The sequence below is a fragment of the Streptomyces sp. S3(2020) genome, from assembly GCF_013044505.1.
Taxonomy (GTDB): domain Bacteria; phylum Actinomycetota; class Actinomycetes; order Streptomycetales; family Streptomycetaceae; genus Streptomyces.
Map to the genome: position 1 here is coordinate 1 of NZ_JABERD010000056.1, position 20338 is coordinate 20338.

Sequence of the window (20338 nt, forward strand, 5' to 3'; positions counted from 1 at the left end):
CGGCCCCGCCGGCTTCGTCGAGAAGCCTCGCTGGAAGACCGCCTCCGCATGCGCCGGATCCACGCCCCCGCCCGTGTCGGAGACGCGCAGGATCAGCTCGTCGGCCTGCGTGTACGCGGTCACCGTCACTCGCGCGCCCACGCTGCCCTGCGCCGCGTCCACGGCGTTGTCGATCAGGTTGCCGAGGATCGTCACGAGGTCCCGCGGGGGCAGGGACGGCGGCAGCAGGCCGTCGTCGAGGCGGCTGTCCTCCGACACCACCAGCTCGACGCCCCGCTCGTTCGCCTGGGCCGTCTTGCCGAGCAGCAGAGCCGCCAGCACCGGTTCGCTCACCGCCGCCACCACCTGGTCGGTGAGCGCCTGGGCCAGCTCCAGTTCCGCCGTCGCGAAGTCCACCGCCTCCTCCGCGCGGCCCAGTTCGATCAGTGAGACGACCGTGTGGAGACGGTTCGCCGCCTCGTGCGCCTGCGAGCGCAGCGCCTGGGTGAAGCCGCGCTCGGAGTTCAACTCGCCCATCAGGGACTGGAGTTCGGTCACATCGCGCAGGGTCACGACCGTGCCCCGGCGGTCTCCTCCGGACACCGGTGACGTGTTGATCACCAGGACCCGGTCCGCCGTCAGCTGCACCTCGTCCACCCGCGGCTCCGACGCCAGCAGCGCACCCGTCAGGGGCGCGGGCAGACCCAGTTCCGCCACCGAGCGGCCCATCACGTCGTCGGCCACACCGAGCAGTTCCCGGCCGCCGTCGTTGATCAGCGCCACCCGGTACTGCCCGTCCAGCATCAGCAACCCCTCGCGCACCGCGTGCAACGCGGCCTGGTGGTAGTCGTGCATATGGCTGAGCTCGGTCGCGTTCATGTTGTGGGTGTGGCGGCGCAGACGGGCGTTGATGACGTACGTGCCCACCGCGCCGAGCGCCAGCGCACCGCCCGCGACCCCGAGCAGCGCGGTCAGCTGGCCCTGCACCCGCTGGCTGATCGCCTCGACCCTGATCCCGGCGCTGACCAGGCCGACGACCTTGTCGCCCTCCTTGATCGGGGTGACCGCGCGGACGGAACGGCCCAGGGTGCCCTTGTAGGTCTCGGTGAAGGACTTACCCGCCAGTGCGGGGGTGATGTGACCGAGGAACTTGCGGCCGATCTCGTCCTTGTTCGGGTGGGTCCAGCGGATGCCGTCGAGGTTCATGATCGTGACGAAGTCGACCTCCGCGTCGTTCATCACCCGCAGCGCGTACGGCTGGAGCCGCGCCGAGGGGTCGGACGTGGCGATCGCCTCCCGGACCGACGGGGAGTCCGCGACCGTACGCGCCACCGCCATCGCCTGGCGGCCTGCCGCCTCCTCCGCCTGGCTGCGGTCGCTGACGTAGGTGAACAGGGCGTACCCGGCGACGAGCACCGCTATGAGCACGGCCTGCATGCCGAAGAGCTGGCCGGCCAGGCTGCGGGGTCTCGGGACAGGGATGCGCATGTCGTCAGTGTGCCTCCGAGGTTAAGTGTGAACTAAATGAACGGAAGGGTGACCGCCCTCACAGGGCGGGAGATAGTCACGGCATTCCTCTAAAGCCCGGACGTGAGCCGCACGCCGGTGACAACCGACGAAGACGTCAAAGGAGGGCAGCCGTGGCCGCCAGCACCCCCGAGACCGCACCTGCCGCGCCCGCCAAGCGGGACCGCACCCACTATCTGTACATCGCGGTGATCGTCGCGGTCGCCCTCGGTATCGGCGTCGGCATGATCGCGCCGGACTTCGCCGTCGAGCTGAAGCCGATCGGCACCGGCTTCGTGAGCCTGATCAAGATGATGATCTCGCCGATCATCTTCTGCACGATCGTGCTCGGTATCGGTTCGGTACGGAAGGCCGCCAAGGTCGGTGCCGTCGGTGGTATCGCGCTCGCCTACTTCATGGTCATGTCGCTGGTCGCGCTGGGTATCGGCCTGATCGTCGGCAACCTCCTGGACCCGGGCACCGGCCTCGCGGTGACCGACGCGGTCAAGGACGTCGGCCACGCGCAGGTCGACGCGGAGGCCAAGGACACCACCGAGTTCCTGCTCGGCATCATCCCGACCACGATGGTCTCCGCGTTCACCGAGGGCGAGGTCCTCCAGACCCTGCTCATCGCGCTGCTCGCCGGGTTCGCGCTCCAGGCCATGGGCTCCGCCGGTGCGCCGGTCCTGCGGGGTGTCGAGCACATCCAGCGCCTCGTCTTCCGCATCCTCGGCATGATCATGTGGGCCGCGCCGATCGGTGCCTTCGGTGCCATCGCCGCCGTCGTCGGCTCGGCCGGCGTGGACGCGCTCAAGGATCTCGCCATCCTGATGCTGGGCTTCTACACCACCTGCGTCCTCTTCGTCTTCATCGTGCTCGGCGCGCTGCTGCGGGTGGTCGCGGGGATGAACATCCTCACGCTCTTCAAGTACCTCGGCCGTGAGTTCCTGCTGATCCTGTCGACCTCCTCCTCCGAGTCCGCGCTGCCGCGGCTCATCGCGAAGATGGAGCACCTCGGTGTCAGCAAGCCCGTCGTCGGCATCACCGTCCCGACCGGCTACTCCTTCAACCTCGACGGCACCATGATCTACATGACCATGGCCTCGCTGTTCATCGCCGACGCCATGGGTACGCCGATGTCGATCGGTGAGCAGATCCCGCTGCTGCTCTTCCTGTTCGTCGCCTCGAAGGGCGCCGCCGGTGTCACCGGCGCCGGTCTGGCCACGCTGGCCGGCGGTCTCCAGTCGCACAAGCCGGCCCTGGTGGACGGCATCGGCCTCATCGTCGGCATCGACCGCTTCATGAGCGAGGCCCGCGCCCTCACCAACTTCGCGGGCAACGCCGTCGCCACGGTCCTGATCGGCACCTGGACCAAGGAGATCGACCGCGAGCGCGTCGACCAGGTCCTCGGCGGCCACTTCCCGTTCGACGAGAAGACCCTCCTCGACGACGGCCACGGGGCCGCTGCCGCGGAGGTGCCGGAGCAGGGCGGCGAGAAGGAACTTGCGAAGGCGTAGAGCTGAGGCCCAGAGCCGAGGCCCGGTCCCGCGAGGGCACAGACTCCGGGCGGCTGAGTTGCTCCCCCGTCGCTCAGCCGCCCGGGCAACGCTCCGAGGCAGTACAGCTCAATCGCTCAGCTTCGCCACCAGCTCGGTGGCACGAGAGGCGGGTACGCCCGCCGCGGTCAGTACGGTGACCGCGGCGGAGCGGCCCGCCTCTTCGGCTGCCAGGAGGCCGTCGTTCACCGCCTCCATCACCGCGAACACCAGCTGTTCATGGACGTACGCCAGAGCCGGCGCGGGCAGTGGGGAGGTGAACGCGCCCTCCTCCAGACCGCGCCGCAGCAGCTCCTCGCTGGACTCGCGCACCGGTGCCAGACGTTCCCGGATGCCCTGCGTCGTCACGCTGCGCTGGGCCAGCGCGACCAGGATGCGGTAGCGGTCGGCGACCTCCCAGACGGCCAGCGTGGATCCGGCCAGCGCCTGAGCCGGTTCCTCCAGGCCCTCGCGGCCCGCCGCGTGCGCGGCCGCCACCGCCTCCACGGCTCCGTCGACGAGCGTGCTCATCAGCGCCTCACGGCTGGGGAAGTGCCCGTACACGGTTCGCCGTACGACTCCCGCGGCGCGCGCGATCTGGTCCATGGACGCGTCGGGATCGCGCAGCAGCTCGGCGAGGGCCACGTCGAGGATGCGGCGGCGGTTGGCGTCGGCGCGGCTGGTGTTACCCGTGGTCATGGCTGCCATTGTGCCTTCTCCCGTATGGACTTGCACTGCACTGTGCAATATGTGCGCATGGTGCCGCGTTGCATAGATGCACAGCGTTGTGCAAGCGTGGGATCCGCAGACGATCCAGCGACCGGGAAGAGCACATGCGTACCACTGTGACCAGGGCCGGACGGGCGTCCGCCGCCCTGGCCGGGGTGTTGTTCGCCGCCGGATGCGGCGGCGCCGAAGCACCCTCCGCCTCGGCCACCTCCGCCTCGGCCGCCTCCTCCCCGGCGTCCTTCGGTCAGGAGGCGGTGCGGGCGGACGTGGAGAAGGCCGTCGCGGCCGCCGGGCTGCCGAAGGGCGGGACGGAGGCGGGGTATCCCGACGGCGGCGGTCTTTCGGCCGGTGCGGCGACCGCCGAGGAGCGGCGGAAGGTGGCCGCCCTCATCGCCCGGCTGTCACCCTGCGTGGTCCTGTGGTCGCCGGACGGCAAGGCGTCCTTCTCCACGAACGACCCCGCCGGGGCGCGTCGCACGTTCGACGCCGTGCTGTCCGGCCTGGAGGCGCGGGACTGGGGACGGGCCCAGCCGTTCACGGAGGCGCCGGTCGGAGACGACGGGACCCACGTCGTGGCCACCTACGAGAAGCGGGGCTGGACGCTCCACGCCCGGCACAGCGACCTGGGGTCCCGGAGCCTCACCAGCGTCATGGCCACGGAAGACGACTGCTTCAACCGGGTCACCGACGAGGAGCGGGCCCTGCTCGACGCCGCCTGAGTGACGCCTTCCGCCCCTTTCCGGTCTGTTCACGACCACTTGCCCCAAATGCTTTGACCCGCGGCCCGCCGGGGCGCAGGCTGGAGAACCTCGGTGCGTACGGCGGAGCGACGCGGAGGCGGACATGGGGGAACCCGGTGGGGCGGAGATCCTCAGCAACGACGAGTACAAGGCGAGGTACGGGGAGGGCCGCGAGCCCTCGCCCCTTTCGCTCGACCGGGTCAACGAGCTGTTCTACGAGTTCCTCACGGCGGTCGCCCGTCCCAAGCGGACCGACGCCGACGGCAGCCGAGACCTCGCCAAGCGGCTCCGTGACCACCTGGGCTCGGCGCCGACGGACCGCCCGGTGGTGAAGGCGGCGTACGCCTCCTTCGACCTGCCCAACGTCCACCTCGCCCTGGAGCGCTGGTTCGCCGCGGCCGGCCGGACCCACGAACTGATCGGCATGAGGGGCGCCCAGCACCACGGCGAACTCACCCTCGGCGACATCATCGAAGCCGCCGACCGCTACGACCGGTTCGTGATCGGCGCCGTCGACTACGCCCACCTGCCCGTCTCCCCGGACGAGGAACTGGCCTGTGTCTCCTGCGGGTTCTACCTCGGCGCCGAGGGCGACGAACGGTTCGCCGTCCTGCTGCGCGGCCCGCAGGACGAGTACGGGCGCAACAAGGTCGAACTCGAAGTCCTCGCCTCGGAGAAGGAGTTCGGGGACCGCTTCCTCGCCGAGATCGACTCGCTCCTGCGCGAGCACAACGTCTTCCGCGGCCAGGTCCTCTCCTTCGAGGGCTCGGAGTTCGGCCACGGTCTCGGCCCGTTCCGCTTCCACCGCCGGCCCGACCTGACCCGTACCGACATCGTGCTGCCGGCCGGACTCCTGGAGCGGGTGGAGCGCCAGGTCGTGGGCGTGGCCCGGCGCCGCGAACAGCTCCGCGCGGCCGGCCAGCATCTGCGCCGGGGCCTGCTGCTGTACGGCCCGCCCGGCACCGGCAAGACGCACACGATCCGCTATCTCCTCTCCCACCTCCCGCAGTTCACGGTGGTGGTCCTGTCCGGCGAGAGCATCGGGGCCATCGGCCCGGCCTGCGCCCTGGCCCGGATGCTCCAGCCGGCCCTCGTCGTCCTGGAGGACTGCGACCTCATCGCCGAGTCCCGCGACTACGGCGGCGGCGAACAGCCCCTGCTCTTCCAGGTGCTGAACGAGATGGACGGCCTCGGCGACGACGCCGACGTGACCTTCCTCCTCACCACCAACCGCGCCGACCTCCTCGAACCCGCCCTCGTGCAGCGCCCCGGCCGGGTCGACCTCGCCGTCGAGATCCCGCTCCCGGACGCCGCGGGCCGCCGAGCCCTGCTGGCGCTGTACGGGGGCGGACTCGACCTCGGGAAGGAGATCGCCGAGGAGGTGGTGGTCCGTACGGAGGGCACGACGGCTTCCTTCACCAAGGAGCTCGTACGGCGTTCCGTGCTGATCGCCGCCGAACGGGAGTCGGCGCGCACGGAACCGCGGGACGTCCGCGAGGCCCTCGACGAACTGCTGTCCGACGGAGACCGGCTCACCCGGCGGCTGCTGGGGGTGCGGGGTGCCGAGGACATCGAGGACGAGGACTGGATGGGCGGCGACGAGGGCGATGACGGGGGCGACGACGAGGGCGGCCGGGTACGGGTCGTCAGGGACCTGCGTCCGGGGCCCGGTCTGCACCCGCGGTATCCGGGGATGCCTCCCGGCCGCTACGACCCGCCGCTGCGCTGACCGTCCAGCCGCGCCAGCTCCCGTGCGCCCAGCACGAGGTCCGCCGCACCCGCCGAGTCCCGGATGGTCTCCGGCCTGCTCGCCCCCGGAATCGGGATCACGGTCGGGGACTTCGCCAACAGCCAGGCCAGACAGACCTGTTGGGCACTCACCCCGCGCTCGGCCGCGACCTCGTGGAAGGCGCCGAAGCGGCCCGCTCCCGGCAGCCGCGACGGCCCGTCCAGCGCGCTGCGCGAGATACCGCCCAGCGGACTCCACGGCAGGAACGCCAGACCGAGCTCCGCGCAGAGCCGCAGTTCGGCCTCGCTGTCGCGCACCGCGGGCGAGTACCGGTTCTGCACCGACACCAGCCGCTCACCGAGGATCGCGCGGGCCGTACGGATCTGCTCCCCGTCGGTGTTGGAGATCCCGGCGAGGCGGATCTTGCCCGCGTCGAGCAGCTCCCGCAGCGCGCCGACCGACTCCTCGAAGGGCACGGCAGGGTCGGGCTTGTGCAGCTGGTAGAGGCCGATCGCCTCGACGCCGAGCCGCTTCAGGGAGCCCTCGGCGGCCCGCTTCAGCCGGTGCGGGTCGCCCGTCACCGTCCAGCTGCCGTCGGCCGGGCGGCCCCGGCCGCCCTTCGTCGTCACCAGCACCTCGGACGTGTCGCCGCCGTACGTGGCGAGGGCGCGGGCCACCAGCAGCTCGTTGTGGCCGGGCTCGGCGCCGGGCAGATGGTACGAGTCCGCCGTGTCCAGCAGGGTGACGCCCGCCTCCAGCGCCGCGTGCACGGTGGCCAGCGCCCGCCGCTCGTCCGGGCGGCCCTCCAGGGACAGTGGCATCGCGCCCAGCCCGACGGCACTCACCCGCAGATCGCCGAGTGTGCGGTACCGCATGTCAGTCGCCGTCCTTCCCGAGGGTCTCGGCGATCGCCGTGGGCAGCCACCGCCGTACGTCGCCGAAGGAGAAACCGAGCCGCGTGGCGCGGGAGTTGTCCATGCCGTAGGAGCGGGTGAAGGAGAACGGCGAGACCTCGCCGACCTCGACGAGCTGGAGCACGACCTTGCCCCGGGGCAGGTGCGCGGTCACCGCCTCGCACAGCTCGACGGTGCTCAGCAGGCCGTGGGAGGCCGCGTTGACCGGGCCCGTGAACTCCTCGCCGGCCGCCCAGGCGAGGAAGTCGGCGATCTCCTCGACATGGATGTAGGTGGCGGGCTGGTTCGAGAAGGGCACCGCGATCGGCTCGCCGGTGCGGATGCGGGAGGCGTAGTGGCCGAGGCGTCCCGTGAAGTCGTCGTCCCCGCCCAGCACATGGGCCACGCGGACGGCCGTGTACGGGAGGTCCGGCGCGGCCGCGAACACCGCCTCCGCCTGCCGCTTGCCCTCGCCGTAGTGGGACTCCAGGAACTCCGGGTCGTCCCAGGGGAGTTCGACATCGACCGACACCGTCAGCGGGTCGACGGCGTCCTCCCGTACGAGCGCGATGGAGTCCTCGTACTCGTACACCTCGACCGTCGACGTCATCACATAGCGTCCGGTGCGCCCCGCGAAGACCCGGCGGGCGGTCTCCGCCTGGCGCGGGGTGTAGCAGACCTGGTCGACGACGACGTCGAACCGGCGTGAACCGAGCGCGTCCGTCAGGGACTTCTCGTCGTTCCGGTCGGCGACCACATGGGTCGCGCCCGGCGGTGCCGGCGAGGATCCCCGGTTCAGTACGGTCACGCGGTTCCCGGCGGCCAGCAGCCGCGCGACGAGCCGCTTGCCGACATAGCGGTTGCCGCCGATGACCAGTATCTCCCGTGCCTTTTCCATGACCATAATTCTCCCGGCGTACATCCACGTTCTGAAGGGGGAACCATGGGAGTTCAGGCAGCCGCACCAAAAGAACCTCGGCATCTGCGCGCCAGCGCCGATGAAACCTCGGTGGCCTTCGACGCGCTGGACCGGCAGATCCTGGAGCTCCTCCAGAGCGACGGCCGGATCAGGCTGAGCGAGCTGGGACGCCGGGTGCGGCTGAGTCCGGCGGCGGTCACCGAGCGGGTACGACGGTTGGAGGCGGCGGGCGTGATCAGCGGCTACGGCGCCCATGTCGCCCCCGCCCGGCTCGGCTACGGCATCCAGGCGTTCATCCGGGTCAGTCCGCACGGCGGCTACAGCCTCAAGCACCCGAGGACCCTGGAGCTGATCCAACGCCCGGAGATCACCGAGGTGCACCACGTGGTCGGCGAGGACTGCTGGATCCTCAAGGTCGCCGTCCGCGACACGGTCCATCTGGAGGAGGTCCTCGAAGCGGTCTCCGCGCTCGGCCGCACGACCACCTCGATCGTGCTCACCTCTCCCGTGGAGCGCAAACCCCTGTTGCCTTGACGTCGGGGTCAAGGCTTACGTTCGTACGCATGCGAATCGGCGAGCTGGCCGCACGGGCCGGGACCACGACGCGGACGCTGCGGTACTACGAGTCCCGGGGGCTGCTGTCCGCGCGGCGCGGCGACAACGGGTACCGGGCGTACGACGAGAGCGATCTGAAGCTGCTGCGGCAGATCAGGACGCTCCAGGACTTCGGGTTCGACCTGGAGGAGACGCGGCCCTTCGTGGAGTGCCTGCGGTCCGGGCATCCCGAGGGCGACTCGTGCCCCGCGTCGCTCGCGGTCTACCGGCGCAAGCTGACGGAGCTGGACGAGTTGATCGGCGAACTGCGAACCGTGCGGGCGCGGATCGGCGTACGCCTCGCGGCCATGTCCGGGGACGAACCACCTTTGTGCGAACTGGGAGGGCAGGAACGGTGATCGATGTGACGGACGCGGATTTCGCGGCGGAAGTGATCGGGTCCGATGTGCCGGTGCTGGTCGAGTTCACGGCGGACTGGTGCCCGCCGTGCCGGCAGATGAAGCCGGTGCTGCACGCTCTCGCGGAGGAGGAGGCCGACAGGCTCAAGGTGGTGCAGTTGAACGTGGACCACAATCCGCTGACCACGAACGCCTACAAGGTTCTCTCCATGCCGACGTTCATGGTCTTCCGCGACGGTGAGCCGGTGAAGTCCATGGTGGGAGCCAGGCCCAAGCGCCGTCTGCTGGAGGAACTGGCCGACGTGATCTGATTCCGCACAACGAAAGAATCCCCTCGGCAATTGCGCCGGGGGGATTTCTCTGCTTACACTCAATGGTTCGCGACTTTACGGGAATTCGGTCGCGGAGAAGCTCAGTAGGCACAGTATATCGGCGTGGGAGTGGAATTGTCAAACAGCGATGAAATTCGCGGTGAGCAGGAATTCATCGACACCCTGTATGCACGCGTGGACGCCCTGCGCGGTGACACCGAGGCCGGTGTCACCGACGCGCTCGCCCAGGGCAACACGCCCATGCAGGCCCGCCTGGAGCGGGACATCCTGGTCGCCGAACGCTCGGGGCTGCTGGCCGCGCTCAACGCGGTGGACGGCTCGCTGTGCTTCGGCCGGATCGACCTGACCTCCGGCACCAGCCACCACATCGGCCGGATCGGGCTGCGCAGGGACGACGCCGAGCGCACTCCGGTCCTCATCGACTGGCGGGCCGACGTGGCCCGGCCGTTCTACCTGGCCACCGGCCACACCCCGATGGGCCTGCGGCGGCGCCGGCACATCACCACCGAGGGCCGTGAGGTCACCGCCCTGCACGACGAGATCCTCGACCTCGGCGACGCCACCCGCACCGGCCACGAGGACCCGACCGGTGACGCCGTACTGCTCGCCGCGCTCGACGCCGCCCGCACCGGCCGGATGCACGACATCGTGCAGACCATCCAGGCCGAGCAGGACGAGATCATCCGCGCACCGCACCGCGGGGTACTGGTCGTCGAGGGCGGCCCCGGCACCGGCAAGACGGCCGTCGCACTGCACCGGGCCGCGTATCTCCTCTACGAACACCGGGAGTTGCTGGCCAAGCGTGCCGTCCTGATCGTCGGCCCCAACCCCGCCTTCCTCGGCTACATCGGCGAGGTGCTGCCCTCGCTGGGCGAGACGGGCGTGCTGCTCGCGACGGTCGGCGAACTGTTCCCCGGCGTGAAGGCGAAGGCGACCGACACCCGCGAGGCGGCCGCCGTGAAGGGGAGCGCCGCGATGGCCGACGTCCTCGCCGCAGCCGTACGCGACTGGCAGTCGCTGCCCGATCCGGTGATCGCGATCGAGCACGAACGCGAGATCCTCATGCTCGACGACGATCTGGTGCGGGTCGCCCGCGAACGCACCCGCGAGGCCGGACTGCCGCACAACGTCGCCCGCGAGCACTTCGAGGGCCACATCCTCAACACCCTCACCGAGCTGTACGCCGAGCGCGTCGGCACCGATCCGTACGACGGCACGAGCCTCCTCGACCCGAGCGACGTCACACAGATCCGCGACGAGATCGCCGAGAACCGTGAAGTCTGGGCCGCCATCGACCAGTTGTGGCCCCGTCTGACCCCGCAGCGCCTGGTCGCGGACTTCCTCGCCGACCCCGTGGGTCACCTCCCCGACGAGGACGCGGCCGCGATCCGGCGCCCGGTGACCCGGGCGTGGACCGTCGCGGACGTACCGCTGCTCGACGAGGCGGCCGAACTCCTCGGCGTGGACGAGCGGTTGGCGCGGGCCCGGGCGGAACGCGAGCGCGAGACCCAGGTCGCCTACGCGCAGGGCGTGCTGGACGTCTCCTACGCCTCACGCACCTACGAGTTCGAGGACATCGACGACGAGGACTCCGAAGTCCTTTCCGCGCACGACATCATCGACGCCGAACGGTTCGCCGAGCGACAGGAGGAGGACGACCACCGCAGCGCCGCCGAGCGCGCGGCGGCCGACCGGACCTGGGCCTTCGGGCACATCATCGTCGACGAGGCGCAGGAGCTGTCGCCGATGGCCTGGCGGCTGCTCATGCGGCGCAGCCCGACCCGCTCGATGACCCTGGTCGGCGATCCCGCGCAGACCGCGGAGGCGGCAGGCGTCGGCTCCTGGCGGAAGATCCTCGAACCGTATGTCGAGGACCGCTGGGACCACACCCGCCTGGCTGTCAACTACCGCACGCCCGCCGAGATCATGGAGCTCGCGGCGGCCGTCGTACGGGCGGAGGACCCGGACTTCGAACCGCCGAGCTCGGTCCGATCGACGGGGGTACGGCCCTGGGTACGCGCCACCGACGACCTGCCCGGCGCCGTGGCCGAGGCGGTCGAGGAGCTGACCCCCGCCGAGGGCCGGCTCGCGGTCATCGCCCCACGCCATCTGCACCGCAGGATCGCGCCCCGGCTGGACGGGGTGACGGCGGGCGCCGAGCCCGACCTCACCCGGACCGTCGTCCTCCTCGACCCGCGGCAGTCCAAGGGCCTCGAATTCGACTCCGTCCTTGTGGTCGAGCCGGGGCTGTACGGCACGAGTGACCTCTACGTGGCCCTCACCCGGGCCACCCAACGGCTGGGCGTGCTGCACACCGGCCGACTGCCGAAGGCGTTGGCCGGTTAGGGAGAGGGCGACGGGGAGAGGGGCTCCAGCGAAGCGCACAGGGCGGTCGGGAAGGCCGGCTCTCGGTCCTGCACGCCCTGGCAGCCCCCCGCCGCCGTACGGAAGAAGGACTTCCAGCCCGACTTCCCGGCCTTGTAGAACCAGCGGTCGCTCACGTGGGAGTTGCAGGCTCCGGTCGTCGTGTCCTCGCAGGCCGGGCCCGCGCGCCAGGAGAAGTCCAGTACCAGCCACTTGCCGTCGCAGTGCTCCGCGTTCCGGTAGGTGTGGGCGGGTGCGCCGATCTCCTTCAGCGCCTGCTCGTAGGACGGTGCGGTGCAGCCGGTGGCCGGAGGGGTGCAGCCGAGGTCGCCGCAGAGGCGCAGCGCGGGCAGATGGGCGCCCTCGGTGGTGAACACGGTGCTCATGCCGACCACCAACTCCCGGTCTCCCAGCGGCTCGGGGAGCCTGACCCGTGTCTTCGCCGTGGTCGTCCCGGTGCAGCCGGAACGCCGGTCGCCCGACGGCGAGTCGAACGTGACCTGGACCCGCACGCTGTTCGCCACGGGTTCGGTGAGCACCGCCTTGAGGTGTCGCACGCAGGGGTTCGGGCCGCTGGGCACGTCCGAGGAGATGGTCAACGTCCGCTGGTCGTCGGCGAGTTCGGCGCCGGTGGTCCGGATGGGTGCGGACAGTGTCCAGGGGAGCGCGGTGGCCGACGGTGAGGTCTCCCGGCCGGCCACCTGTGTTCCGCACGCGCCGAGCAGCAGTACGGCGACAGCGCAGAGCAGGGCGGCCGGGGCCGCCCCGCGCGTGCTTCCGGATCGCATGGGCCTCGACTCCCCCGTGGAGCACCGACGTGGACCCGGTTCACTCTAGAGACAGTCGCTCCCGGCTACTCGGGTCGTAGCCACACCGTTGCCAGTGGCGGCAGGGTGAGGGTGATGCCGGCCGGGCGGCCGTGCCAGGGGGTTGCGTCCGGTTTGATGATGTCCGGGTTGGTGAGGTCGCCGCCGCCGTACTTGGCGATGTCGGTGTTGAGGGTCTCGTGCCAGGCGGGGATGGAGTCGGGGACGCCGAGGCGGTAGTCGTGGCGGGCGACGGGGGAGAAGTTGGAGACGGCGAGAAGGGGGGTTTCGGCGGCGTCGAAGCGGAGGAAGGCGAAGACGTTGTCCTCGGCCGCGTCTCCGACGATCCACTGGAAGCCGTCGGGGGTCGTGTCCTGTTGCCACAGCGCCGGGGTGTGGCGGTAGACGATGTTGAGGTCACGGACCAGGTCCCGCACTCCCCGGTGGTCGGCCTCGGCGCCGTAGCCGGGGTCGAGGAGCCACCAGTCGGGGCCGTGTGCCTCCGACCATTCGGCGCCCTGGGCGAACTCCTGCCCCATGAAGAGGAGTTGTTTGCCGGGGTGGGCCCACATGAAGGCGAGGTAGGCGCGGTGGGTGGCGCGTTGTTGCCACCAGTCGCCGGGCATCTTGGAGACCAGGGAGCGTTTGCCGTGGACGACTTCGTCGTGGGAGATGGGCAGGACGTAGTTCTCGCTGTAGGCGTAGACCATGGAGAAGGTCATCTCGTGGTGGTGGTACTTGCGGTGGACCGGCTCGTGCTGGACGTAGCCCAGGGAGTCGTGCATCCAGCCCATGTTCCACTTCAGGCCGAAACCGAGTCCGCCGAAGCCGCCGGGGCCGATGTGGTGGGTGGCGCGGGTGACGCCGTCCCAGGCCGTCGACTCCTCGGCGATGGTCACCACGCCCGGAACCCGCCGGTAGACCGTGGCGTTCATCTCCTGGAGGAACGCCACCGCGTCCAGGTTCTCCCGGCCGCCGTGCTCGTTCGGCAGCCACTGACCCGGCTCGCGTGAGTAGTCGAGGTAGAGCATCGAGGCGACCGCGTCCACCCGCAGCCCGTCGATGTGGAACTCCTCGCACCAGTAGACGGCGTTGGCGACCAGGAAGTTGCGCACCTCGCGGCGGCCGAAGTCGAACTCCAGGGTGCCCCAGTCGGGATGCGCGGAGCGCAGCGGGTCCTCGTGCTCGTACAGGGGCCGCCCGTCGAACTCGGCCAGCGCCCAGTCGTCGCGCGGGAAGTGGGCCGGCACCCAGTCCATCAGCACGCCGATACCGGCCTGGTGGAAGGCGTCCACCAGGTACTTGAAGTCGTCGGGGGTGCCCAGGCGGGCCGTCGGGGCGTAGAACCCGGTGACCTGGTAGCCCCAGGAGCCGCCGAAGGGATGCTCGGCGACCGGCATCAGCTCGACATGGGTGAACCCGAGGTCCTTGACGTACGCCGGGAGCTGATCAGCGAGTTGACGGTACGTCAGCCCCGGTCGCCAGGACGCCAGATGGACCTCGTACACCGAGAACGGCCCTTCGTGCGCCGGGGTGTCCGCGCGCCGCTCCAGCCACGCGTCGTCGTGCCACTCGTGGTGCGAGGCGTGCACGATCGACGAGGTGTCGGGCGGGACCTGGGTACGGCGGGCCAGCGGGTCGGCGCGCAGGGTCTTCGAACCGTCCTGCCGGGTGATCGCGAACTTGTACAGCTCGCCCTCACCGATACCGGGCACGAACAGCTCCCAGACCCCCGACGAGCCGAGGGAGCGCATCGGATACCCGGTGCCGTCCCAGAAGTTGAAGGTGCCGGCCAGGCTCACCCCGCGCGCGTTCGGCGCCCACACCGTGAAGCGGGTGCCGGTCACGCCCTGGTGGGTCATCGGCTCGGCGCCGAGCGCCGTCCACAGCTGCTCGTGCCGGCCCTCGCCGATCAGATGCAGGTCCAGATCGCCCAGCGCGGGCAGGAAGCGGTACGCGTCCTCGGTCTCCTGGACGCTTCCCTCGTACGCCACGAGCAGCCGGTACGCGGGGACCTCCCGCAGCGGCACCAGGCCCGAGAAGAACCCGTCGCCGTCGTCGTGCAGCTCCACCCGCAGGGTTCCGGCGACGACCGTGACGGAGAGCGCGTACGGCTTGAGGACGCGGAAGGCGATGCCGCCGGGCACGGGGTGGGCGCCGAGCACTCCGTGCGGGTCGTGGTGGGTGCCGGTGAGGAGACGATGGCGGTCGTCGGCATGGACGGTCGGCGAGACCGTCACGGGTGCCTCCGGCGGGGAAGCGGAGACCTTTTCGGGGGCCGTCTTCTTCAGGGCCGGCTTTTTCGCGGGGGTCTTCCCGGCGGTTGTCTTCCTGGCCGTCGGTTTGTCCGCCGTCGCCTTCTTCACTGTCGCTTTCTTGGCTGTCGCTTTCTTCGTGGCGGCCTTCTTCACGCTCTTCGCGGCCTTCTTGGCCGACTTCTCGGGATCCTGATCGCTGGACGGGGGGCGGGGGGTCACGGGGGAGCCTCCTATGTCGCATACCGCTGGATCGCGGCCATCGGTACGGGCAGCCAGTCGGGGCGGTGCCGGGCCTCGTAGACGACCTCGTAGATCGCCTTGTCCGTCTCGTAGGCCCGCAGCAGCACGGGGTCGGTGCGCGGATCGGCACCGGCGATCTCGGCGTACCCGGAGCAGTACGCGGCCCGGCAGGCGTGGGCCCAGCCCGGCATCGGGGGATCGGCCGACAGGGCGGCGTAGTCGAAGGAGCGGAGCATGCCCGCCACGTCCCGCGCCGGAGGCTGTGGCATCCGCCGTTCGGCCAGCGGCTTCGACGGCTCGCCCTCGAAGTCGATCAGCGACCACTGTCCGGCGGGCGAGCGCAGACACTGGCCGAGGTGCAGATCGCCGTGCACGCGCTGCGCCGTCCAGGTGCGGCCCTCCGCGGCCAGGTCGGCCAGCGCGGTGAACGCCGAGTGCAGCCCGGGGGCGTACGGACGCAGCGAGGGCACCGCCTGCACGGCCGCCTCCAGGCGCTCGATCATGCCGTCGACGAGTGCGCCCAGCTGTGCGTGGCCCAGTGTCACCGAGGGCAGCGCGCGGGCCAGTGCCGTGTGCACCTCGGCGGTGGCCCGTCCCAGGGCCCGTGCCTCCGCCGCGAAGTCCTCGCCCTTGGCCAGCATGTCCAGCGCCAGCTCCCAGCCGTCCGTCGCACCCTGGACGAAGGGTTGGAGAACGCCCAGGACGTACGGTTCCTGGGACACCTCCGTGAACATCCAGGCCACCGGTGCCGGCACCTGTCGGCATTCCTCGCGTTCCAGCGCCAGGGGCAGTTCCACGTCGGGGTTGACGCCGGGCAGGACCCGGCGGAACAGCTTCAGGATGAACGTATCTCCATAGACGATCGAGGAGTTGGACTGCTCCGCGGAGACGAGGCGGGGTACCAGGCCGCTCTCCATCCGCGGCCGGCGCGGTGAACGCTTGAAGCACAGCTCGCCGATGCGCTTCTGGGATCCCCGCAACGCTTCGAAGATCACCTCGGTCAGTCGCGGGTCGTACAGGGCCTCGTACACCGTGCGTCCGGCGAGCGGGCCCTCCTCGATATGGCCGATCAGCGCGGGCGCCAGATGGGGTGGCAGCGCCTCGCGCACACCTATGAGGAGCTGGTAGCAGTCACCCTGTGTGCGGGGTTGCTCGGCGCGCACCAGCAGGTGGTGGAGACCCAGCTGCCCGTCGGCCGGCAGCACCGCCGTGGCCGCGACCAGCGAGAACCCGGTGACCGGACGACCCTTGCCCGCGAACCAGCGCTGCCGCGGCAGCCACTCCCGCAGCAGTGGATCAAGTGACGCGAGGAGGGCGGGACTTGTCGTGGCAGTACGGATGACGGCTTCCGACATGGCGTCGCGTCCTTTCCCCGGGTGGGCGGGGTGTTACTGATGCGTGCCCCGGGCGGGGCGGCGGAAACCGTCCCGCCCGGGCTGCTAGGGGGCTTCCTTGCGGAGCCGGAACCAGTAGAAACCGTGGCCCGCCAGCGTCAGCAAGTACGGGAGGTCCCCGATGGCCGGGAACCGCACCCCGCCGAACAGCTCGACCGGGTTGCGCCCGTTGAACCTGCTCAGGTCCAGCTCCGTCGGCTGGGCGAAGCGGGAGAAGTTGTGGACGCACAGGACGAGGTCGTCCTCGTATTCGCGCAGGAAGGCGATGACGGCGGGGTTGGAGGAGGGGAGTTCGGTGTAGGAGCCGAGGCCGAAGGCGGGGTTCTGTTTGCGGATCTCGATCATGCGGCGGGTCCAGTGCAGCAGCGAGGAGGGCGAGGACATCGACGCCTCGACGTTGGTGACCTGGTAGCCGTAGACGGGGTCCATGATGGTGGGCAGGTAGAGCCGTCCGGGGTCGCAGGAGGAAAAACCTGCGTTGCGGTCGGGTGTCCACTGCATCGGGGTGCGCACGGCGTCGCGGTCGCCGAGCCAGATGTTGTCGCCCATGCCGATCTCGTCGCCGTAGTAGAGGATCGGTGAGCCGGGCAGGGAGAGCAGGAGTGCGGTGAAGAGTTCGATCTGGTTGCGGTCGTTGTCGAGGAGGGTGGCGAGGCGGCGGCGGATGCCGATGTTGGCGCGCATGCGGGGGTCTTTGGCGTATTCGGCCCACATGTAGTCGCGTTCCTCGTCGGTGACCATCTCCAGGGTGAGTTCGTCGTGGTTGCGCAGGAAGATGCCCCATTGGCAGCTGGAGGGGATCGCGGGGGTCTTGGCGAGGATCTCCGAGACGGGGTAGCGCGATTCGCGGCGGACGGCCATGAAGATGCGGGGCATGACGGGGAAGTGGAAGGCCATGTGGCATTCGTCGCCGCCGGACTGGTAGTCGCCGAAGTAGTCGACGACGTCCTCGGGCCACTGGTTGGCCTCCGCCAGCAACACCGTGTCCGGATAGTGCGCGTCGATCTCCTTGCGGACCCGCTTGAGGAACTCATGGGTCGCCGGAAGGTTCTCGCAGTTGGTGCCCTCCTGCTGGTAGAGGTACGGCACCGCGTCGAGACGGAAGCCGTCGATGCCGAGGTCCAGCCAGAACCGCAGCGCGGAGGTGATCTCCTCCTGGACCGCCGGGTTCTCGTAGTTGAGGTCCGGCTGGTGGGAGAAGAAGCGGTGCCAGTAGTACTGCTTGCGGACCGGGTCGAAGGTCCAGTTGGAGGCCTCGGTGTCGACGAAGATGATGCGGGCGTCGGGGTACTGCTTGTCGTCGTCGGCCCAGACGTAGTAGTCGCCGTAGGGGCCGTCGGGGTCCTTGCGGGACTCCTGGAACCACGGGTGCTGGTCGCTGGTGTGGTTCATGACGAAGTCGATGATGACGCGCATGCCGCGCTGGTGGGCGGCGTCGACGAACTCCACGAAGTCGGCGAGGTCACCGAACTCGGGCAGCACGGCGGTGTAGTCGGAGACGTCGTAACCGCCGTCCCTGAGCGGTGACTTGAAGAAGGGCGGCAGCCAGAGGCAGTCGACGCCCAGCCATTGCAGGTAGTCGAGTTTGGCGGTGAGGCCCTTGAGGTCGCCGACGCCGTCGCCGTTGCTGTCCTGGAAGGAACGGACCAGCACCTCGTAGAAGACGGCACGCTTGAACCAGTCGGGGTCCCGGTCCTTCGCGGGAGTGTCCTCGAAGGTGTCCTGGACGGGCTCGTTGACGATCATGTTGTGGGTGACCCTCCGGTCTGCGGGGTGGACGGTCGCAGGACGGTGAGGATGTGCGCGGGGCGAGTGCCCGGTTCCAGGCGCACGTAGTTCGCCCTGCCCCAGTGATAGGTCTCGCCGGTGAGCTCGTCGCGCACCGGCACCGACTCGTGCCATTCCAGGCCGAGTTGCGGCATGTCCAACGAGACCGTGGCCTCCTGGGTGTGGTGAGGGTCGAGGTTGGCGACCACCAGAACCGTGTTCGAGCCGCTCCGCTTCGAGTACGCGATCACCGCTTCCTGGTCCGCGTGGTGGAAGTGGAGATCGCGCAACTGGCGCAGGGCGGGGCTCGCCCGCCTGATCGCGTTGAGCCGGGTGATCAGGGGGGCGATGGTGTCGGGGGTGTCCCAGTCGCGGGGGCGGAGCTGGTACTTCTCCGAGTCGAGGTATTCCTCGCTGCCCTCGCGCAGCGGGGTGTTCTCGCACAGTTCGTAGCCGCTGTAGATGCCCCAGGTGGGGGAGAGGGTGGCGGCCAGGACCGCGCGGACCTCGAAGGCGGGCCGGCCGCCCTGTTGGAGGTAGGCGTGCAGGATGTCGGGGGTGTTGGCGAAGAAGTTGGGCCGCATGGAGGCGGCCGCCTCACCGGACAGCTCGCCCAGATAGGCGGTGAGTTCCTCCTTGGTGTTGCGCCAGGTGAAGTAGGTGTAGGACTGCTGGAAGCCGATCTCGCCCAGGGTGCGCATCATCGCCGGCCGGGTGAACGCCTCGGCCAGGAAGATCACATCCGGGCCGCCGGCGTTGACCTCCGCGATCACCCGCTGCCAGAACAGGACCGGCTTGGTGTGCGGATTGTCGACCCGGAAGATCCGCACACCGTGCTCCATCCAGAACCTGAGCACCCGCACCGTCTCCGCGACCAGACCCTCCAGATCCGCGTCGAAGGCGATCGGGTAGATGTCCTGGTACTTCTTCGGCGGATTCTCCGCATAGGCGATCGTGCCGTCCGCACGGTGGTGGAACCACTCCGGATGCTTCTGCACCCACGGGTGGTCGGGGGAGCACTGCAACGCGAAGTCCAGCGCGATCTCCAGACCGTGCGAGGCGGCCTGCCCCACGAACCAGTCGAAGTCCTCGATCGTCCCCAGATCCGGGTGCACCGCGTCGTGCCCGCCCTCCGGCGAACCGATCGCCCACGGCACCCCCACATCCTGCGCGGTCGCCGACAGCGTGTTGTTCGGGCCCTTGCGAAACGTCGTCCCGATCGGATGCACCGGCGGCAGATACACCACGTCGAAACCCATCGCCGCGATCGCCCCCAACCGCCGCGCCGCCGTACGGAACGTGCCGTGCGGACACTCCGGCGTGCCCTCCGAACGCGGAAAGAACTCGTACCAGGACCCGTACAACGCCCGCTCCCGCTCCACCAGCAGCGGCAACACCTCCGACACCGTCACCAACTCCCGCAACGGATACCGCGCCAACACCGCGTCCACCTCCGGCGTCAACGCCGCCGCCAGCCGTGACGCGGCCGGGCGGGTCTCGTCCCGGAGGGCCGAGACGGCTGCGCGGATCACCTTGCGCAGGCCCTCGCCCTTGGGGACGCCGTCGGCGGCCCGCTCGTACAGGCGCGCGCCGTCCTCCAGAACGAGGTCGGTGTCCATGCCCGCCGGGATCTTGATCTGGGCGTGGTGGCGCCAGGTGCTGACCGGATCGCCCCAGGCCTCGACGTGGAAGGTCCAGTGACCGGGTGCGTCGGGGGTGACGTCGGCGCCCCAGCGGTCGGTGCCGGGGGCCAGTTCCCGCATCGGGGTCCAGGGGCCCGGGCGGCCCTCGGGGTCTTTCAGTACGACGTTGGCGGCGACCGCGTCATGGCCTTCGCGGAACACGGTGGCCGAGATCTCGAAGGTCTCGCCGGTGACCGCCTTCGCGGGCCGGCGTCCGCGCTGGACGATCGGACGGACGTCGAGGACGGGTATGCGCCCGATGCCGTCGCCGGTGGAGGGTGGCTCCGGAGGCGGTGGCTGGATGTCGATCGAGCGCTGTTCGGGGGGTGTCTCGGTGCCGGCCGTCGGGGGTGCTGACGAGTGGTGCGTGGCGGGCATGACCGCTCCTGTCCGCGTCAACGTGGGTGGGCGGATGGCTGTGGGGAGGTGGGTCCTGCGTGGTGTTCCTGAGGGGTTTACCGGAGGAGCCTTCCCACCCTATTCGGGTGGGCAATCCGGCACTTTGTTAACTA

General features: G+C 70.0%; 16 protein-coding genes. 7 read left to right on the top strand and 9 right to left on the bottom strand.

The window, feature by feature from the left end; translation table 11 throughout:
• A partial coding sequence (locus HLK59_RS19575; protein ID WP_171142761.1) for a sensor histidine kinase occupies nt 1-1467 on the bottom strand: 1467 nt, incomplete at its 3' end.
• A gap of 152 nt (nt 1468-1619) precedes the next feature.
• On the opposite strand from HLK59_RS19575, the gene HLK59_RS19580 reads away from it, so the two are divergent.
• Nucleotides 1620-3002, top strand: coding sequence for a cation:dicarboxylase symporter family transporter (locus HLK59_RS19580; protein ID WP_171142762.1), 1383 nt, complete (start codon nt 1620-1622; stop codon nt 3000-3002).
• A gap of 108 nt (nt 3003-3110) precedes the next feature.
• On the opposite strand, the gene HLK59_RS19585 is transcribed toward HLK59_RS19580, so the two are convergent.
• Entirely contained in the window at nt 3111-3728 is a 618-nt protein-coding gene (locus HLK59_RS19585) for a TetR/AcrR family transcriptional regulator (RefSeq protein WP_171142763.1), read from the bottom strand.
• 125 nt (nt 3729-3853) lie between these two features.
• On the opposite strand from HLK59_RS19585, the gene HLK59_RS19590 reads away from it, so the two are divergent.
• On the top strand, nt 3854-4468 hold the full coding sequence (locus HLK59_RS19590; protein ID WP_171142764.1) for a hypothetical protein: 615 nt from the start codon (nt 3854-3856) through the stop codon (nt 4466-4468).
• A 124-nt stretch (nt 4469-4592) separates the two neighbouring features.
• A complete protein-coding gene (locus tag HLK59_RS19595; protein WP_171142765.1) occupies nt 4593-6218 on the top strand; it encodes an ATP-binding protein in 1626 nt (541 codons plus the stop codon).
• On the opposite strand, the gene HLK59_RS19600 is transcribed toward HLK59_RS19595, so the two are convergent.
• Nucleotides 6197-7093 (bottom strand): aldo/keto reductase, encoded by an 897-nt coding sequence (locus HLK59_RS19600; protein ID WP_171142766.1) that lies wholly within the window; start codon nt 7091-7093, stop codon nt 6197-6199. The genes HLK59_RS19595 and HLK59_RS19600 overlap by 22 nt on opposite strands.
• 1 nt (nt 7094) lies before the next feature.
• Nucleotides 7095-8015 carry an NAD-dependent epimerase/dehydratase family protein gene (locus tag HLK59_RS19605; RefSeq protein ID WP_171142767.1) on the bottom strand — a complete coding sequence of 307 codons (921 nt, stop codon included), beginning with the start codon at nt 8013-8015 and terminating at the stop codon, nt 7095-7097.
• 39 nt (nt 8016-8054) lie between these two features.
• Here HLK59_RS19605 and HLK59_RS19610 point away from each other — a divergent pair, with 39 nt between their 5' ends.
• The 4 genes from HLK59_RS19610 to HLK59_RS19625 all read left to right on the top strand — a co-directional run bounded on the left by HLK59_RS19610 (nt 8055) and on the right by HLK59_RS19625 (nt 11661).
• On the top strand, nt 8055-8564 hold the full coding sequence (locus HLK59_RS19610; protein ID WP_206327329.1) for an Lrp/AsnC family transcriptional regulator: 510 nt from the start codon (nt 8055-8057) through the stop codon (nt 8562-8564).
• 29 nt (nt 8565-8593) lie between these two features.
• Entirely contained in the window at nt 8594-8983 is a 390-nt protein-coding gene (locus HLK59_RS19615; RefSeq protein ID WP_171142768.1) for a MerR family transcriptional regulator, read from the top strand.
• Nucleotides 8980-9294, top strand: coding sequence for a thioredoxin domain-containing protein (locus HLK59_RS19620; protein WP_171142769.1), 315 nt, complete (start codon nt 8980-8982; stop codon nt 9292-9294). Before HLK59_RS19615 ends, HLK59_RS19620 begins: the two co-directional genes overlap by 4 nt.
• Before the next feature lie 153 nt (nt 9295-9447).
• Nucleotides 9448-11661, top strand: coding sequence for a UvrD-helicase domain-containing protein (locus tag HLK59_RS19625; protein WP_171142796.1), 2214 nt, complete (start codon nt 9448-9450; stop codon nt 11659-11661).
• Here HLK59_RS19625 and HLK59_RS19630 read toward each other — a convergent pair.
• The 5 genes from HLK59_RS19630 to HLK59_RS19650 form a co-directional block, all read right to left on the bottom strand.
• Nucleotides 11658-12467 (bottom strand): hypothetical protein, encoded by an 810-nt coding sequence (locus HLK59_RS19630; RefSeq protein WP_171142770.1) that lies wholly within the window; start codon nt 12465-12467, stop codon nt 11658-11660. The two genes, HLK59_RS19625 and HLK59_RS19630, sit on opposite strands and share 4 nt — an antisense overlap.
• Before the next feature lie 65 nt (nt 12468-12532).
• Nucleotides 12533-14962, bottom strand: coding sequence for a 1,4-alpha-glucan branching enzyme (gene glgB, locus HLK59_RS19635; protein WP_171142771.1), 2430 nt, complete (start codon nt 14960-14962; stop codon nt 12533-12535).
• Between the two features lie 11 nt (nt 14963-14973).
• Entirely contained in the window at nt 14974-16338 is a 1365-nt protein-coding gene (locus tag HLK59_RS19640; protein WP_171142772.1) for a maltokinase, read from the bottom strand.
• A gap of 84 nt (nt 16339-16422) precedes the next feature.
• The gene (gene treS / locus HLK59_RS19645) at nt 16423-18123 is read right to left on the bottom strand and encodes a maltose alpha-D-glucosyltransferase (RefSeq protein WP_171142773.1); all 1701 of its coding nucleotides are present in this window, start codon (nt 18121-18123) and stop codon (nt 16423-16425) included.
• Complete coding sequence (locus HLK59_RS19650) at nt 18120-20204, bottom strand: alpha-1,4-glucan--maltose-1-phosphate maltosyltransferase (protein WP_171142774.1); 2085 nt, start codon at nt 20202-20204, stop codon at nt 18120-18122. The genes treS and HLK59_RS19650 overlap by 4 nt, the downstream gene beginning before the upstream one ends.
• Nucleotides 20205-20338: the final 134 nt, after the last annotated feature.